Origin of the sequence: Pseudanabaena sp. UWO310 (assembly GCF_006861605.1) — a bacterium.
Lineage (GTDB): Bacteria > Cyanobacteriota > Cyanobacteriia > Pseudanabaenales > Pseudanabaenaceae > Pseudanabaena.
Map to the genome: position 1 here is coordinate 58503 of NZ_SELU01000005.1, position 16102 is coordinate 74604.

Annotated in this window: 16 protein-coding genes; 7 read left to right on the forward strand and 9 right to left on the reverse strand. The window is 41.0% G+C overall.

What is annotated here, in order from left to right:
• The first annotated feature begins 22 nt into the window (after nucleotides 1-22).
• Nucleotides 23-937: a restriction endonuclease gene (locus PseudUWO310_RS03150; RefSeq protein WP_142598934.1), complete on the forward strand. Its 915-nt coding sequence runs from the start codon at nucleotides 23-25 to the stop codon at nucleotides 935-937.
• On the opposite strand, the gene PseudUWO310_RS03155 is transcribed toward PseudUWO310_RS03150, so the two are convergent.
• Both PseudUWO310_RS03155 and PseudUWO310_RS03160 read right to left on the reverse strand, forming a co-directional pair.
• Nucleotides 934-1455, reverse strand: a complete 522-nt coding sequence (locus tag PseudUWO310_RS03155) for an ASCH domain-containing protein (RefSeq protein WP_142598936.1) — start codon at nucleotides 1453-1455, stop codon at nucleotides 934-936. The two genes, PseudUWO310_RS03150 and PseudUWO310_RS03155, sit on opposite strands and share 4 nt — an antisense overlap.
• Nucleotides 1452-3542: a GNAT family N-acetyltransferase gene (locus PseudUWO310_RS03160; RefSeq protein WP_142598938.1), complete on the reverse strand. Its 2091-nt coding sequence runs from the start codon at nucleotides 3540-3542 to the stop codon at nucleotides 1452-1454. Before PseudUWO310_RS03160 ends, PseudUWO310_RS03155 begins: the two co-directional genes overlap by 4 nt.
• A 341-nt stretch (nucleotides 3543-3883) precedes the next feature.
• On the opposite strand from PseudUWO310_RS03160, the gene PseudUWO310_RS22715 reads away from it, so the two are divergent.
• The 4 genes from PseudUWO310_RS22715 (at nucleotide 3884) to PseudUWO310_RS03175 (ending at nucleotide 5734) form a co-directional block, all read left to right on the forward strand.
• On the forward strand, nucleotides 3884-4078 hold the full coding sequence (locus PseudUWO310_RS22715; protein WP_190315892.1) for a hypothetical protein: 195 nt from the start codon (nucleotides 3884-3886) through the stop codon (nucleotides 4076-4078).
• A gap of 186 nt (nucleotides 4079-4264) precedes the next feature.
• Entirely contained in the window at nucleotides 4265-4486 is a 222-nt protein-coding gene (locus PseudUWO310_RS03165; RefSeq protein ID WP_055073858.1) for a hypothetical protein, read from the forward strand.
• Nucleotides 4474-4872: a type II toxin-antitoxin system VapC family toxin gene (locus PseudUWO310_RS03170; protein WP_142598940.1), complete on the forward strand. Its 399-nt coding sequence runs from the start codon at nucleotides 4474-4476 to the stop codon at nucleotides 4870-4872. Before PseudUWO310_RS03165 ends, PseudUWO310_RS03170 begins: the two co-directional genes overlap by 13 nt.
• A gap of 178 nt (nucleotides 4873-5050) precedes the next feature.
• Nucleotides 5051-5734: a Uma2 family endonuclease gene (locus PseudUWO310_RS03175; RefSeq protein ID WP_142598942.1), complete on the forward strand. Its 684-nt coding sequence runs from the start codon at nucleotides 5051-5053 to the stop codon at nucleotides 5732-5734.
• A gap of 70 nt (nucleotides 5735-5804) precedes the next feature.
• Here the strand turns inward: PseudUWO310_RS03175 and PseudUWO310_RS03180 are convergent, their stop codons facing one another.
• The 3 genes from PseudUWO310_RS03180 to ndhC are packed head-to-tail and all read right to left on the reverse strand — an operon-like array spanning nucleotide 5805 to nucleotide 7436.
• Nucleotides 5805-6347, reverse strand: coding sequence for an NAD(P)H-quinone oxidoreductase subunit J (locus PseudUWO310_RS03180; RefSeq protein ID WP_142598943.1), 543 nt, complete (start codon nucleotides 6345-6347; stop codon nucleotides 5805-5807).
• Entirely contained in the window at nucleotides 6337-7077 is a 741-nt protein-coding gene (locus PseudUWO310_RS03185; protein ID WP_190315889.1) for an NADH dehydrogenase subunit K, read from the reverse strand. The genes PseudUWO310_RS03180 and PseudUWO310_RS03185 overlap by 11 nt, the downstream gene beginning before the upstream one ends.
• Nucleotides 7074-7436 (reverse strand): NADH-quinone oxidoreductase subunit A, encoded by a 363-nt coding sequence (gene ndhC, locus PseudUWO310_RS03190; protein ID WP_040687825.1) that lies wholly within the window; start codon nucleotides 7434-7436, stop codon nucleotides 7074-7076. Before ndhC ends, PseudUWO310_RS03185 begins: the two co-directional genes overlap by 4 nt.
• A gap of 385 nt (nucleotides 7437-7821) precedes the next feature.
• Between ndhC and PseudUWO310_RS03195 the strand changes: the two genes are divergently transcribed.
• Nucleotides 7822-8559: a heme oxygenase (biliverdin-producing) gene (locus PseudUWO310_RS03195; RefSeq protein ID WP_142598945.1), complete on the forward strand. Its 738-nt coding sequence runs from the start codon at nucleotides 7822-7824 to the stop codon at nucleotides 8557-8559.
• Nucleotides 8560-8811: 252 nt separating this feature from the next.
• On the opposite strand, the gene hemH is transcribed toward PseudUWO310_RS03195, so the two are convergent.
• Together hemH and PseudUWO310_RS03205 are read right to left on the reverse strand one after the other, a co-directional pair.
• Nucleotides 8812-9963, reverse strand: a complete 1152-nt coding sequence (gene hemH, locus PseudUWO310_RS03200; protein WP_142598947.1) for a ferrochelatase — start codon at nucleotides 9961-9963, stop codon at nucleotides 8812-8814.
• Nucleotides 9964-10291: 328 nt separating this feature from the next.
• Nucleotides 10292-11035: a cobalt-precorrin-6A reductase gene (locus PseudUWO310_RS03205; protein ID WP_142598949.1), complete on the reverse strand. Its 744-nt coding sequence runs from the start codon at nucleotides 11033-11035 to the stop codon at nucleotides 10292-10294.
• A 60-nt stretch (nucleotides 11036-11095) separates the two neighbouring features.
• Between PseudUWO310_RS03205 and PseudUWO310_RS03210 the strand changes: the two genes are divergently transcribed.
• Entirely contained in the window at nucleotides 11096-12049 is a 954-nt protein-coding gene (locus PseudUWO310_RS03210) for an RluA family pseudouridine synthase (protein WP_223805508.1), read from the forward strand.
• A gap of 158 nt (nucleotides 12050-12207) precedes the next feature.
• Here the strand turns inward: PseudUWO310_RS03210 and PseudUWO310_RS03215 are convergent, their stop codons facing one another.
• Nucleotides 12208-15042, reverse strand: coding sequence for a cyclic nucleotide-binding domain-containing protein (locus tag PseudUWO310_RS03215; RefSeq protein WP_142598951.1), 2835 nt, complete (start codon nucleotides 15040-15042; stop codon nucleotides 12208-12210).
• A gap of 217 nt (nucleotides 15043-15259) precedes the next feature.
• On the reverse strand, nucleotides 15260-16099 hold the full coding sequence (gene rsmI, locus PseudUWO310_RS03220; RefSeq protein WP_142598953.1) for a 16S rRNA (cytidine(1402)-2'-O)-methyltransferase: 840 nt from the start codon (nucleotides 16097-16099) through the stop codon (nucleotides 15260-15262).
• Between the last annotated feature and the right edge of the window lie 3 nt (nucleotides 16100-16102).

Consider the following 16102-nt stretch of genomic DNA (forward strand, 5'->3'; position numbering starts at 1 on the left):
TAAACAATCTTATTATTCATAAATGGCTGTACCCACATATCAAGATTTTCTTTTACCATTATTACAGATTTCTGGTGATGAACAAGAACATTTACTTAGTCAAACAGTTGAGTTCTTGGCAAATCAGTTTAACTTAAATGAGGAAGATCGAAAGGAACTTTTACCTAGTGGTAGACAAACAAAACTAGCCAATAGAATTGGTTGGGCTGTTACATATTTAAAAAAAGCAAAATTACTAGAAAGTGGAAAGAGAGGAACATTCTACATTTCTTCGCGAGGGAAAGAAGTGTTGGAGTCTCAGCCTAGTTCAATTAATCGAAGCTTTCTAGAAAGGTTTACAGAGTTTCAAGAATTTCAAAATCTTAGGTCAAGTTATGATGTAAAGCTTGATGGTTCAATAATAGAAGATACAGATCAAACGCCTGAAGAAAACTTTGAGATTAGCTATCAAAAATTGAAAAAAGAATTAGGTGAAAAATTACTTGAACAAATTAAGAATTGCTCTCCAAAATTCTTTGAAAAGCTTGTGGTTGATTTGTTGCTTGCTATGGGTTACGGAGGTTCAAGAAAAGATGCTGGTGAAGCAGTTGGAAAAAGTGGCGATGGTGGAATTGATGGAATTATTAAAGAAGATAATTTAGGACTAGACTTAATTTATATTCAAGCAAAAAGGTGGGAAGCTTCTGTAGGTAGACCAGCAGTGCAAGCTTTTGCTGGAAGCTTAGAGGGTATGAAAGCTCGAAAAGGTGTAATGATTACTACATCTCAATTTACGAAAGAAGCAAAAGAATATGTAAAGATTATCGAAAAAAGAATAATTCTTATTGATGGCGATAAATTAACTCAATTAATGATTGACTTTGGTGTAGGTGTAAGCGAGATTCAAACATATACACTACAAAAAGTTGATTCTGATTACTTTGATGAAGATATTTAACATATATTAAGTTCAACTTGTTTAGCTCTAGGTTGGAGCCTCATAGAAATATTTGTCATATCATGTTCTGCCATAATTCCAATTGAATCTACTTCTTCTATCGTCAAATATCTATAGCTTTGTGGAGGATGAAATCCATCCCATTCTTGTTGTAATCTTGCAAGCTTTATTGGTTGATTAAATTTCTGGACATTTTGAATAAAAATTGCGTAACCAGTGGACGCGCCATCAAAATATTCAAGAAATTCGGCTTTTTTAAGACCTGAATCTTTATTAACATAAGTCCAGAGATTATTTGGACTACTTTGCGTAACTTTTTGTACTTCGCAAGAACCCAATAATATTTTCTCGGGTGAAGAAACATAGATAAAAAGAAAGTCACCACGATCAACTCTAGGGCGAATTCTCCTCAGTTCCGCTTTTTTTGTTCCATTAAATATTAATTCAGCATATCTTGGCTGAAGCGATAAAAGTAAAACATATCCATCACTAGAAACTTTTATTGATTTGCTATTCATATTGCATTCCCAAGAGAATAAATTTTAAAAAATGCTTCATTCGTAACTAGGCGCGGTGATTGTATATTGGCTTTAGTTTCTAAAAGTTCATATATTTTATCTAGGGAAATAGGACTTTTAAATATCTCTGTGTTACTAAACCTAATAGCCATGATTTCACTTTTTGAGATTGATTTTATATCTTCCCACTTAAAAATACCAAGCCTCCGGAATTTTAGATAAAGTTCTTCAGGATTTCCAATAGCTACCTCATCTAGTGTCGAGCAAGCACAAATTTTAGATTTTTTACTTGTATAAGCACCATCTTTATCACTAGATACATACCACAAAATACGTGCAGGATATGCAAAATTTACAGGCTTTGGTTTTGAGCTTCTATAATACACAGATTCCCAATTCAATGCTAGTTCAGATCTTGATACATCAAATAAACTTTCTCTGGCTAGTTCTTCATCAAATAATTCTTTTGCCCAGTTTGGTTTGATAGGAATTACAAAATTTGGGATATTTGCATCAACAATCTTAGTTGGATATAATAGCTTCTCTAAATCAAACATAAATTCAGGATCATCTCTTTCGTTTGATACCAGATTGTCGGAAAAACGTCTACAGATACTCTTATATTCATCTGTAAGCTTTAAACTAATATTGATTAGATGTTCTGATGCATCGATTGTTGATTTAGTGATTTTTGAGTTAATTTTAATCCAGTTCCCATCTATACTATAGAAACCAGCATCTTGGATAACTCTAACAATAAAATCGTCAATTTGGCTTTCAGTTATTCTAGTAAAGTCTCTTCTCTCGGAAACTGCCAAATTAATCGTACGCCATACAATATGTCTAGTAAGCGTTTCTGATAAAGATTTATAGTTAACTCTTAGTATTGGAACAGATAGTTCGTGTTGATTTTCTCTACTATATACTATCAAAGCGACAGGAATATTACTGTCCCAAACGGCAATACATTCGTACTTGTTGTTCTCAACAAGTAATTGAGAGAACTTAGCATTGAAGTCAACTTCTCCGTCTAGAGTAAAAGATTCTATAAGAATTTGCTTTTCTTTGGCGGCAACTCTTTTTTTCGATAGTTGAGTCCCTGCTAACTTCTCAGGTTGATATTCTGATTCTCTTCTAAGCTCATCTAATTTAACTACTAACTCAGTAGGGCTAACAATTAGAATACCTTGCTCTGTTCGAGCTTGACTTGAAAATGACAGAAGATTTACATCTGTAGTTACAATAAAGGTGGATTTTCCAGAAGCTATTGTTCGAGCAATCTGGCGAATATTAATATCTGCAATCGTAAGATCTTTATTGTTTAATAGTAAGTCTTTCAATGATTGATAAACGTTATCAAATTGCTCGGATATACAAGTTATTTTAAAGAAACCGTCTGCAAATAATCGCATCTTACTTCTTTCTTCTATTGAGGGCAGCTTATTAATTTCATTGTATATTTCATCTGTAGTGCATAACTCTAATTCATCTTGAATCCAATCTGCCAATAAATAACCTGATTCTCCATCAACTATGGCTTTTCGTAAATTCATTCGATAAAAGTCAAAAAATACACAAGAGTCAAGAACTACAAAAGTTTTTGTACTTACAATAGTTGAAAAGAGGTCTGGATGTCCGTGATTGTAAACCCAAGTTGTTACAAGTTTTCCCAACTTATTATTTCCAGATTTCTCATGCATGGGGATAAACCCAAACTTTTCCCACATACCATCAATACCGTAATCTTGACGACAATTAAGATGGATATCAATAAATTCTCTTGTTATGCTTTTTAAATAATCTATGAGTTTTCTCGCTATACCTTTACGTTCTGACTCTTTTTTTAGACATAGATGATATATCTTAATCTGTCTTTCCTTTTTCTTAACTGTATATAGAAGATATCCAAGAAAAGTATCATTTTCATCTAAAGCCACTAACACATTCCCTTTCCATATGTATTGATCGAAAGCTCCTTCAGGAAAGAGAGATAAAGTACTTGAATTAGCTTTTCCCAAAGCTTTTACTTGATCGGCATATTCCGAGTTTCCCTTAATAGCCTTTATGTAAACACCATTATTTGTCATAAATATATCGTGTATTTTTTGCTTTTAGTTTTTAATTTAGATTTTACAACCTAATTCCAGCTATTTTAGCTTAGCATCATGGCTTATTATTGTACATTTATCAAATGCCTTTGGATGTACCCTTCAGTCATATGTTGTACGATAAACAAAACACACTGATATGCTTAAGTCTTCAGTGTCATAGAACTTGAGGATAGGAATCAACCCTCAGAAGGCGATTGCCTATGTTCTTTAATATCTAGCAAAAAATAAGAATTTGAACAATCTCTCACGGTCTAGCCTTACCCCATCATCTCTGAGATTACATATAATTGACTCAATCCCAATAATAGGAGTTACCAATGCAAACAATTAGCGAACAATACATTGTTGATGCTCAAGGTCAACGTTTGAGCGTGGTTGTAGAATTTGACTATTATCAAAAACTACTTGCCCGTCTAGTAGACGGTCAAGTACTTATTGACGGGCAGACCGTTGCAATAAATCTTGAGTATAACTTTGAGTTAACCGCCAAATTATCTTTGACCATCTACTAGAAGAACTCGAAGAAATTTATGCCTTTGACCTAGCCGAAGAATCACAGGACGAAGCTATCCCATTTGATCAAGTGAGCATCGCTTAGAACTTGAGAAAGCGAAATAACGGTTAGAAGGCGATCGCTTACTTTCTCTAATCTAAGAGCAAAAAAAGAAGTGGAAAACATCTTAAGGAGATAAACAACCATGCTCAAAAGTTATGAAGCAACCTATGAAAACGGACAAATTAAATGGCTTTCCGAACAGCCAGAAATCACCTCGGCACGAATCATCGTCACTATCCTCGAAGAAACCAAACCTCAAATAAAACGCCGTTTTCCCATCCCCGACATGGCTGGCAAAGTGACAATCTTAGGCGATATCGTCAGCCCCATTGTCGATGAAGAGGATTGGGAATGTCTGAAATAATCGTTCTCGATACCCATATTTGGCTATGGCTAATTAACTCAGACTTCGAGCGATTTCCTTCATCTTGGCTTGAGCGCTTTGAGTTAGCCGAGATATTAGCGGTATCCCCTCTATCTTGCTATGAGGTTGCCTTAGCCCAAAGTCGAGGCAGATTAGAGCTAACATGTTCACCAGAAGAGTGGTTTAGCAGAGCATTAGCGCCTGCCAAAATTGAATTATTTCCACTAACTCCAGAAATTACAGTCAGAGCCGTAAATCTATCTCCCATTCACAAAGATCCCTTCGATCGCCTAATTATTGCCACAGCCTTAGAACATGGCGCAAAGCTTGCCAGTATTGACAGCTTATTTTCTAAATATCCTGAATTAGAAAGTTATCTGATGTAAATTAGGGAAATAAGTAGCTAGGCATAATTAAAAACCAAAATCAGAGAGTGTACCGCCCGCTACGCGGGCGGTACGCTCTTCTAGGTTTTAAGTTTACTTATGCCTAGCTACTTAGCAGAAAACTTGAGATCTGCAACTACGGACAAAAATAAGAGAATGAAACCCATAGGAAATTACGATGACTGCTACAACACTAAGCAAACCCATCCCTTCATCTTCGATCGCTGAGCAAATCAGACCAATAGCAGAAGATCGCGTGATCTTACATAACGTCAGTTGGCATACTTTTGAAAATTTACTTGCCGATGTAGGCGATCGCCGCAATGCTCTATTTCATTACCTAAATGGCACTCTAGAAATTATGTCCCCCCTCTCGCTCCACGAAGGCAGTAATCGATTTATTGATGATTTGATTCGAGCGTTTTCTGATGAACTAGAAGTTGATTTGCGAAAGCTGGGATCTTTACTGATGAAGATTCCCGAATTAAAGTTAGGAGCAGAGCCAGACTCTTGTTACTACATCCAAAATGAACCAATAATTCGGGATAAAGAAGTAATTGTTGTCGGGCAAGATCCACCGCCTGACTTGGTTTTAGAAGTGGATATTACCAATCCTAGCGATCGCCGTTTGCCGATATATGCCTTACTCGGTGTGCCTGAAGTCTGGCGCTATGATAGCTATAGTTTAGAATTTCTAGCCTTAGAGAATGGAGAATATAAACCGATTGAAAAAAGCTTAGCTTTTCCTGATTTACCTGCGGCGATCATCGTGGAATATGTGCAACAACGTTTAACTTTAGGAGAGAGTGCAACCTTAAGGGAATTTCGGAAATGGGTAAGGGCTAATGTTTTAGTCACATAATATGTGAGAGGCGGCGCAATGCACCGCCTCTCACATATTAAAAAGAAAGCACCCATTGGGTGCTTTCTTTTTAATATGCGTCTTGTAACTCGTAGAAGTCTGGCGTGACGTAATCCTTGCGCATGGGATAGCCAATCCAGTCTTCGGGCATGAGAATGCGTTTGAGATTGGGATGTCCTTCGTAGATGATGCCGTACATATCGAAGGTTTCGCGCTCTTGCCAATCGGCGGTTTTCCAGATCCAGTAGACCGACGGACAGCGCGGATCGGTGCGAGGGAGAAATACCTTGACGCGGACTTCTTCAAGGCGATCGCTTTTATTAATCCCCTCATCGCTGAGCTTACCTAAATGGTAAACACTTACGAGGCTATCGCCTGCCCCAGCATCATAACCACATTGCATCATCAAGTAGTTAAAGCCATAGGCATAGAGAGCCGTCGAGAAAGGAAGTAAAAATTGGCGATCAATTTTGAGGATGGGTACGCCTTGCTTATCTAATCCCAAAAATTCATGCTCAAAGCCATTATTAGTCAGCCATTCCGAAACGGGAGCGGTTACTTCCGTTGTGACTAATGCTGCTTGCTCTGAACTATTAGTTTCATTATCTGCCAACGGTTTCTACCTCCTTCTGAGCCATTTGTAATGCAGGTAAAGGAATGCCAGATTCGACCAATTCCTTGGGTGGAGCAATCCGACTGGGCATTTCTAAGTATTGTCCTGTGAGGATTGGGTTAACAACCTTCATTTCATGCTTGACAGCATAGTAACGATGGGTGCGATTGAGGTTAGCTCTTTCTTGAAAACCTTCTGTACCAATCTTCTTACGAAGCTTGATGATGGCATCCATGATTGCTTCAGGACGAGGAGGGCAACCAGGAATATATACATCCACGGGAATTAACTTATCAACGCCACGTACTGTGGTGTAAGAGTCCGTACTAAACATGCCACCTGTAATCGTGCAAGCGCCCATGGCAATTACATACTTGGGTTCTTGCATTTGTTCATAGAGTCTTACCAATGCAGGAGCCATCTTCATGGTGACTGTGCCTGCGGTGATAATCAAGTCAGCTTGACGAGGGCTCGAACGGGGAAGTAGTCCAAAGCGATCGAAGTCAAATCTAGAGCCAATCATCGCCGCAAACTCAATGAAGCAACAGCTCGTGCCATAGAGCATTGGCCAAAGGCTAGACATTCTCGACCAGTTATAGAGGTCATTGAGAGTGGTCAAGACGACATTATTAGATAAGTCTTGGGTGACTTGTGGCGTTGAGGCTGGATTGATGAGGCGTTGGGTCTGCTCTTCAATGGTAAAGTCCAGACCAACGTTTTCGGATTTCATGACCATTCTAAGGCTCCTTTTCTCCAAGCGTAGACTAGACCTAATACGAGAATGCTAATAAAAATTAATGCTTCAACAAAGGCAAGTAAACCTAGTTTGCTAAAGGCGATCGCCCAAGGGTATAAAAATACCGTTTCTACGTCAAAGATAACGAAGGCAAGCGCGAACATATAATAACGAATATTAAACTGTATCCATGCTCCCCCAATGGGTTCGCATCCAGATTCGTAAGTGGTACGACCTGCTGCTCCTGACTGTTTTGGGCTTAACAGAGCTGATAATGCTAGTCCCGATAACGGCACTAATGTACAAACGATGATGAATACCAGTAGGTATTCGTATCCGCTTAAAACCAAAATTTATTACCTCTTCAAGCTAGCTTGACTAAATTCTAATTTAAAGCGATCGGCTTTAATACCCGATCCAAATTAGGAGATGCTGACTACATTATATGGGCGTGATGGTAGATGAAAATTTGTTACAGACTAGAAATTTTTCTATGGTTTGACTTATATAATTGAAACTTATGTCAAATGCTGACGATTTAAGCCTACAGCCGCGATCGCTGCTTTTGACTACATATAATTATCTTGATTAACTTAACTAGCCTATCCCAGCATATAGTTCGATAATTTCTTTTATTGCTGTTTTTACTACTAATTTTAAATTTGGGCTAGGAGGTGTAAAGCCTTGTCTAGCCATAATGACGATCCCATTTTTAATTAATAAAGTTTAGGAGAACCCATGAGTCAAGGTTTAGCAACACTTTTGCGTGTCGGCACACAAAAATCTCATTCTGCGGCTGAGAGTACGGATTTTATTAAATGCTTTTTGAAGGGTGTAGTTAACAAGACCGCCTATAGCAGACTCGTCGGCAACCTTTACTTCGTTTATAAGGCGATCGAAGAAGAGTTTGAAACCCACAAAAACGATCCCGTACTCAGCAAACTTTACTACCGCGAATTGTGGCGCGAAAAGAGCCTCGAACTTGACATGCTATTTTACTTCGGCTCCAACTGGCGCGAAGAGTTCAAGCCTACACCTGCTTGTGAAAAGTACCTTGCGCGTATTCGCGAGATTTCGGCTAATGATCCCGTGTTGCTAGTCGCTCATGCCTATACCCGCTATATGGGCGATCTGTCTGGTGGTCAGATTCTCAAGAAAATCGCGAAGGAGTCCATGGGTTTACAAGATGGCAATGGGACTGCTTTCTATGAGTTCAATGATATTCGCAATCATGGTGAATTCAAAAAACGCTACCGTGAAGCCCTCGATACTTTGCCCGTAGATGCCGCCACTGCCGAGCGCATTGTTGATGAAGCTAATGCTTCATTCCATATGAATATGGCGATGTTCCGCGAGCTAGAGGGTAACTGGTTGGTTGCTTTGACCAAGTTTGGCTGGAATTCCGTAGTTTCCAAAATCAAAGGCGAACCCAAAGCGAATGTCTCTGTCCGTCGTGAATCTAATGCTGCGAGCTAATTAATACCAAAACTAAAAATGGCTACGCCATTTTTAGTTTTTCAAACCCTTATACCAATTTCCAAAATGGCAACGCCATTTTGGAAATCTCAAAACCTTACTGGGTTTGGTGTTTAATTCACAAAAGTGTAGTCACACTTTCGTGAATTGGTATAAGTAGCTAACCAGAGAGATTACCGCTCGCGTAGCGAGCGGTAATCTCTTCTAGGTTGGTTCTTAAGCAATAAAAAAAGGGCGCATAGCGCCCTTTTTTTATTGCAGAATTTGTGCCCGCCCTAGCCATAGCTCTAGGAGCAAGATCAAGAAGCCGAGCATCGCTAAACGACCATTCCATACTTCGGCAGACTGGGTCATTCCCCATTCCCACCGCTCTTGAGGATAAAGTTTGGTGTTTTTTTGCGGTTGGATGGTTTCGGAGAAGAGTTTGGGGCGATCGCTTAGAGCCTTTACCACTACATCGGCGAGGGCTTGAATGAAAGTGGGATCGGTATCGGGGGCGGGAACTCGGGCAAAGGTTTCAATGCCAGCATGTTCGGCGATTTCCCGATATTCCATATCGATTTCTTCGAGGGTCTCAATATGCTCGGAGACAAAGCTAATTGGAACGACGACTAGTTCTTTTACCCCCTGTTGGGCGAGTTCTTCGATCGCGACATCGGTATAGGGCTGTAGCCACTCGACAGGACCAACTCGACTTTGGTAGGCGAGGGTATAGGGATTGCTCCGATTGAGCTTTTGCATGATCAGGGCGGCACAGGCTTCAATTTCCTTTTGGTAAGGATCGCCTGCTTCTTCGATATAGCTAACAGGCACACCGTGAGCACTGAAAAATATATGAGCGGCGCTAGGATTCTTAACGCGATCTAGTTCGGTGGCGATCAGATTTGCCATCGCTTGTAAATAACCTGAATTGTCATACCAAGAAGGTACAACGGTATATTTAATTTTTTGGAGATCGGGATCGACTTTCCAAATGCGATCTAAGAGGCGAAAGCTAGATCCCGTCGTGCTGATCGAAAACTGGGGATATAAAGGTAAAACTACTAATTCTTCGATATTATCTCGCTTAATTTGGGCGATCGCCTCTTCGGTGAAGGGATGCCAGTAGCGCATTCCGATATATACATTAACATCCAGTCCGTTTTGCTGAAGTTGCGATCGCAAAGCTTGTCCTTGAGCTTCAGTAATACGCCTTAGGGGTGAACCGCCACCAATCTTTTTGTAGTTTTCCTGAGATTTTTTAGCCCTTAGGGTTGAGATTAACCAAGCTAGGGGCGCTTGCAATAATGGTGAAGGCAAGCGAATAATTTCTGGGTCAGAGAATAAGTTATACAAAAAAGGGCGGACATCCTCTAGTTTGTCTGGTCCACCAAGGTTCAGCAGTAAAACGCCTAATCGCCCCATATCAATCGCTATATCCTTTTATAAATGGATTTATTATTTAGATCAAATTTCATTAATTATAGCTAGCGCTAGGATCTTTAATACCAATTCACGAAAGTGTGACAACACTTTTGTGAAATAAAAATTTGTGAAATAAAAACTAAACCCAGTAGCCAGTTATGTTAGGACAAAAATAAAACCCAGAAGAGTGTGGCGGCGCGAAGCGCCGCCACACTCTTCTGGGTTTTATGTCTTAACTTATTTGGCTATAGCTATAAAATCACAAAATGGCTATGCCATTTTGTGATTTGGTATAACTCAACTTTGCGATCGCTTTAACCTTAGATTTTTAGAACTGGCGTAACCACGCGATCACTTCGGCGATCGATGTAACCTTGTTACCTTCAGGCATGACGGGACGTTGCACCATAATGATCGGTAGCCCTAGCTCCCTTGCCGCAATGACCTTGGCATAGGTTGCTTCGCCGCCACTATTCTTGCTGACGATCGCCTGAATCCGCAGATCCTGTAGTAATTGTCGTTCTCGATCTAAACTAAAGGGACCGCGATCGAGCAGGACTTGACTATTGGGTAACTGGAGATCGGGCGGATCGATCGACCGAATCAAATACCACATCTCTGGGTAAATAAGCGATCGCTGTAAAAATGGCTCTAGCTGCTGTCTGCCCGATGTAATAAATACACGATGCAAGGATGCGGGAATCGCTTTGGCAGCAGCTTCAATGCTTTCTACCTCGATCCAGCGATCGCCCATTGTTTTTTCCCATTGTGGGCGCACTAGCATGAGGTGCGGAATATTGACCTTCCGAGCGGCGATCGCGGCATTACAGGTTATTTGCCCCGCACAGGGATGCGTGGCATCAATGAGAAAATCAATCGCATTGTCCTGTAAATAATTGGCTAGCCCTTCGACACCCCCAAATCCACCAATACGGACTTGACCGACTAAAGCCGCTGGTTTGTTTGTACGACCTGCCAGCGAACTAATTACTTCGATTTCAGCGATATTGTCCAGTTTAGCGGCGAGTTTAACCGCATCACCCGTGCCGCCCAAAATGAGAACCTTTTTCATGATTGGCAATATCAAAAATTATAAAAATTATAATGATGGGAATATACAATCTTGATGTTTATGGATTCAGAAATTAATTCTACAAAAGAGCATCTTAACTTGATCGAAGTTCCAGCACATTTAGAAAAGTCCCAGCGGATCGATCTCTTTTTATCGCAACACCTGAATGAGCTATCGCGATCGCGTATTCAATCCTTAATTGATGAGGGCTATGTCACCATTAATGATATTCTCTGCGATAACAAAAAGAATTTAATCAAAGCAGGCGATCGTATTCAGTTAATTACTCCCGCCTCAGTCGCCCTTGATATTGTGGCGCAAGAGATTCCCTTAGAGGTTCTCTACGAAGACGAACATTTACTCGTGATTAATAAACCTGCGGGACTGGTAGTACATCCTGCGGCGGGGCATAGTGATGGAACGTTAGTTAATGCTCTCTTAGCGCATTGTCAAGAGCTTTCGGGGATAAATGGAACTCAACGACCAGGAATCGTTCACCGCTTAGATAAGGATACTAGTGGCGCGATGGTAGTGGCAAAAAACGATCGCGCCCATCAGGATTTACAAGCCCAGATTCAAGCGAAAACGGCAAGGCGCGAGTATTTAGGCATTGTGCGCGGTGTTCCTAAAAGCGAATCGGGAATAGTTGATGCGGCGATCGCTCGGCATAAAAGCGATCGCAAAAAAATGGCAGTGGTTGAAGATGGTCGTAAAGCGATTACCCATTGGCAAATTAGCGAACGTTTAGGAAATTACACCCTCGTAAAATTCGACCTAGAGACAGGGCGTACCCATCAAATTCGGGTGCATTCCGCCTATATGGGTTGGGCGATCGCAGGCGATCCTATATATGGATATCCCAATAAAGAAACCTCACAGTATCTATCAGGGCAAGCACTTCATGCATGGAAGCTTACTTTTACGCATCCCGTTTCAGGTGACATAATTACCAATATTGCCCCATTACCCATAGGTTTTGAGAAGCTTTTAACATTTTTGCGTCGTAGGAAATAATATAACTGTAAAGCCCAAAAGATGAATGGCGGCGCTTTGCGCCGCCATTCATCTTTTGGGCTTTACAGCAATTATCGATCAAACCCAAACCAAGAAAACTTTTGAAAGTTTTCTTGGTTTGGGTTTGATCGCAAAGCGCTGTATGTCCTAAGCAAAACTTATTGAACTTGTCCGAGAATTCTTTGCAAGCGACTACTCACAATGGATAAAAGAGTGCTCGACAACAAAGGATTGCGTTTTAACAAATAGTCAAGATTGCGATCGCTGAGCGTCAACACACTAGCCTTACCACTTTCCGCAATAACTGTAGCCGAACGATTAGTTTGGGTTAAAACGCCCAATTCGCCGATCGTTTCTCCGTGGGAACAGCGATTGACCACCTTGTTCGATCCATCTTCCTGCTGCATGATTACATCGACTTGACCATCGATAATAATCAGTAACTCATTGCTAACATCTCCAGCCCGACAGAGCACTTCGCCCTGCATAAAACTTTTTTCCTCACAATATCGAGCAATTTCAATTAATGTGTTGATATTAATGTGATGGAAAAATCTAGTTTCAAATAAATAAAGGGTTTTTTCGAGGGTGGTTAAGATTTTGCGATCAGATGAGTTGTTGGCAATAGCTTCCGCTGTTTCTGCCAAAATTGAAGTGGCATCTATACCTTTTTGCCGTATTTCCGCCGCGGCTCGCTGAGCTTTTTCCTCATCCAGTTTACGCAGAGCCTCTAAACTTAGAGCCTGCACCAATGGCTCGATATCCTCATGCAAAAATCTTTCCAAAACACTGATTAGGCTTGCAGTTATATCTTCAGGTAAGGTTTTTGTGGCAGAAATTTCGTCATCATGGGGCTGGGCGAGCCAACTAATCACATTGTCATTAAAACGATCCGACCATAACCGTTCGTTGCGCTTTTGGTCTAAAACCTGCCTAAAGCAAGTAGGGGTAAGTAAATCGATCTCTCTGACAATCTGGGCAACCATTGGGCGATCGCCTAATACTTCAATAATAGACATCAACTTATGGATGACAATTTTTTCGCGATCGAGCAGAATATTACGGAGCAATTGATAGACCGAACTTTGAGGATCGTTAGGCAAATCCTCTAGGTGCGTTACCTGAGAATGGATGTCCCGCAAGCTTTCTAGTAACTGCTGGGCATTATTAAATAAACTTCCTGCCTCACCCAAGATTTCAGCCGCAATTAGTTCTTCTTCTTCTTCACTAATCCGATATTCCTGCTTTAACGAATCAATTCGAGATTTTTTACGCTCTAAGGCTTCGCTGATAGGAACCCCACTATCAACTAAATCGAAAATCAAAAACTCTAAGTTATTACGATAGGCATCTAAACGCAAACGTTTTTCTAGGTTAAATTGTTTGTCTGGATTAAAGAGAGTGGGATCCTCAATACCCAAACTCGCCAGCATTGAATAATGCTGGTCGATATCGATTTCTAGTTCTTTGCGAAGTTCTTTTAGGAGGTTTTCTTCGGTCGCACTGATGATTCCATCTTCCAAAGCTTCGATCAATACACCACGATATACCTTATCCCGTTGGTCACGAGTTACTTCAGGCAGCACTTTCGCCAAAATATACACTTCATCAGGTTTAAGTTCATCCGTACCACGTTGGACAAACTTGGACATATCGATGCCGAGTTTTTCTAACTGGCGGCGTAGTTTATTGGCTAATCCTTCCCTTTCATACTGCTCAGAAGTACGCCAAAAAGTTTGAGCAAACCACAATCCACTAACTAAGACCGTAAAACCAGTCAGCAGGCGTTCGAGCGGGGCGGGGCGACTGATAAATATCCAAAATACGTTCCAAGCAATGACCGTAAAAACTGTAAAGATTTGATGGAGGATTTGGTCGTTGGTGAGTTTTTTGCCTTTCTTTTGTAAGTATTGACGATAAATATTTTCGGATATCCCTCCCAATATATAGGTACCAAAACCAAATGTTGCTAAGGTCAGGGGCGCGGCAATAATCTTAGGAATGGGGATGGCTTGATTGAAAATATAAAAACCTGCCCCAAAAACTTTACTGATTTGTCCTTCTTCATGGCTCCAAATACCAGAGTACAGATAATCCCAGTTACCAGCATAGAGAAAGTAATAGAAGAAAAAGCCAAATACTAGCCCCAGATATCCATAATAGAGGAGCCTGCGATCTGGACGTTCAATTTGTTCCCAATAAGCTCGCTCAGAGTCAATATCAATACAAGGGTTTTGACAAGCAACACAAGCACTTTTTTCTTTGCCTGTGGATTTATCAAATTCGCGGCACATGGACTGGGTAACGCCCAATTTTTGACCTAAGTGCGACTGACTGTCTAATAGCCCTCGGGTTCCTGTAAATACGACCTGAACTGGAGCCATTGGGCAAAAATATTGACACCAACTCTTACCCGCAAAGAGATAGCCGACGGAGATTGCTGCCAAAATCGTCAAAATAAAGAAGATCCCTAGGGCTAGGCGATCGGAATTCACAAAAAGAATGCGAATATTGATCCCTAAAAAAAACAAACCAAATTGGAGGTATAAATGATTTTTCCCTAACCAAGAATTTTTATCGACGCTAAACAACTGATAACGGGTTTTGCCATTAGCAGAAGTGATTTTTTGTTTGCGCTGAATCCCCAAAGCACGGGGTATTTGCGAGAAGAACGATAATGGACAAATGCGTCGCCATACCTCATGTCCAAATACAAAAATCGTCAGTAATCCCGCAGGGATAATGATCGACCAAAATATTCTTGCCCCCATGCCATAGGGATTTTCTGGTTGACAAATACCTTGGAGCTTCACGCATTGGGAGGGATCTAAATATCTATTGGGATCGATCCTAAAAGGACTATGGAGATTGTTAGGATCGGTGAGGTAAAAAGAGAGCGGATCGTAAAAAAGAGTCAATATCAATAGCAGCCAACCAACCGCAAGAACTACCTTAATGACATGCATTTTCTGTTCTGATAATCTGCTCAGCATAGAACCTCTAGATTAACCTGACTATTCCTCAACAGATAGCATAAATCTAGAGCTAAAAGTTATTTCTGCTGTGCAATAAAAGTTTAGACCTATTGCTATAGCTACAGTCACTTGAATGAGGACAAATCAAACCCCAAGAATTGAGTGGCGGCGCTTCGCGCCGCCACTCAATTCTTGGGGTTTCCTCGTACATTTGGCGATAGCGATAGCGGTAGAGCTATGGCAGGGTCAATGCTAATTGATAAATTTGCCGACGCGGTAATTCTGCGAGTTCCGCCAGTTGACGGCTAGCTTCCGATCGCGAAACACCTGAGTCGATCAGATTCTGTAATTCTTTGATAATTATTTCTTCTGTCCAAGATTTTTTAAAGCTGGGCTCTGCTCCCTCGATCACTAGGGTAAATTCTCCCTTCGGAGCGCGATCGGTAAAATAAGCGATCGCCCCTTCGATCGAGCCCCGCCAAAACTCTTCATGGAGCTTTGTTAGTTCCCGCGCAATCGCGATCCGTCTGTTTTTGCCAAAACTCTCTGCTAAATCCTCAAGGGTGCGTAATAACCGATGGGGGGCTTCGTAGAGAATCATCGTACGGGTTTCTAAACGCAAAATTTCTAAGCGATCGCGCCGTTCCTTTTTGTCAATTGGTAAAAATCCATCAAAGCCAAAATGCTGCGTGGCAAAGCCAGAAACGGTTAGGGCAGCGATACCTGCGGTAACGACGGGAATCGGGATCACCTTTACCCCTGAAGCGATACAGCCTTGGACGAGTTCTACTCCAGGATCGGAAATCGCAGGCATCCCTGCATCGGTGACCAAAGCGATCGTCATTCCTTGTAATAATTTTTCCACCAATTCGGGGACGCGCTTATGGGCATTATGCTCGTGATAGCTAGTTTGCGGCGTATCAATGCCAAAGTGATGTAGTAGCTTGCCCGTATGTCTAGTATCCTCGGCAGCGATTAAATCAACCTGTTTTAATGTGGCGATCGCCCGAAAAGTCATATCCTCTAGATTACCGATCGGTGTTCCCACCAAATACAGAATTCCCGCATCATTCATTAA

Coding starts and splice junctions, on each gene's coding strand:
- PseudUWO310_RS03215 (WP_142598951.1), bottom strand. CDS start 15,042: ATGCTGAGCAGATTATCAGAACAGAAAATGCATGTCATTAAGGTAGTT.
- PseudUWO310_RS03205 (WP_142598949.1), bottom strand. CDS start 11,035: ATGAAAAAGGTTCTCATTTTGGGCGGCACGGGTGATGCGGTTAAACTC.
- PseudUWO310_RS03210 (WP_223805508.1), top strand. CDS start 11,096: ATGGATTCAGAAATTAATTCTACAAAAGAGCATCTTAACTTGATCGAA.
- PseudUWO310_RS03175 (WP_142598942.1), top strand. CDS start 5,051: ATGACTGCTACAACACTAAGCAAACCCATCCCTTCATCTTCGATCGCT.
- hemH (WP_142598947.1), bottom strand. CDS start 9,963: ATGGGGCGATTAGGCGTTTTACTGCTGAACCTTGGTGGACCAGACAAA.
- PseudUWO310_RS03150 (WP_142598934.1), top strand. CDS start 23: ATGGCTGTACCCACATATCAAGATTTTCTTTTACCATTATTACAGATT.
- PseudUWO310_RS22715 (WP_190315892.1), top strand. CDS start 3,884: ATGCAAACAATTAGCGAACAATACATTGTTGATGCTCAAGGTCAACGT.
- PseudUWO310_RS03165 (WP_055073858.1), top strand. CDS start 4,265: ATGCTCAAAAGTTATGAAGCAACCTATGAAAACGGACAAATTAAATGG.
- PseudUWO310_RS03160 (WP_142598938.1), bottom strand. CDS start 3,542: ATGACAAATAATGGTGTTTACATAAAGGCTATTAAGGGAAACTCGGAA.
- PseudUWO310_RS03170 (WP_142598940.1), top strand. CDS start 4,474: ATGTCTGAAATAATCGTTCTCGATACCCATATTTGGCTATGGCTAATT.
- PseudUWO310_RS03195 (WP_142598945.1), top strand. CDS start 7,822: ATGAGTCAAGGTTTAGCAACACTTTTGCGTGTCGGCACACAAAAATCT.
- PseudUWO310_RS03185 (WP_190315889.1), bottom strand. CDS start 7,077: ATGAAATCCGAAAACGTTGGTCTGGACTTTACCATTGAAGAGCAGACC.
- rsmI (WP_142598953.1), bottom strand. CDS start 16,099: ATGAATGATGCGGGAATTCTGTATTTGGTGGGAACACCGATCGGTAAT.
- PseudUWO310_RS03155 (WP_142598936.1), bottom strand. CDS start 1,455: ATGAATAGCAAATCAATAAAAGTTTCTAGTGATGGATATGTTTTACTT.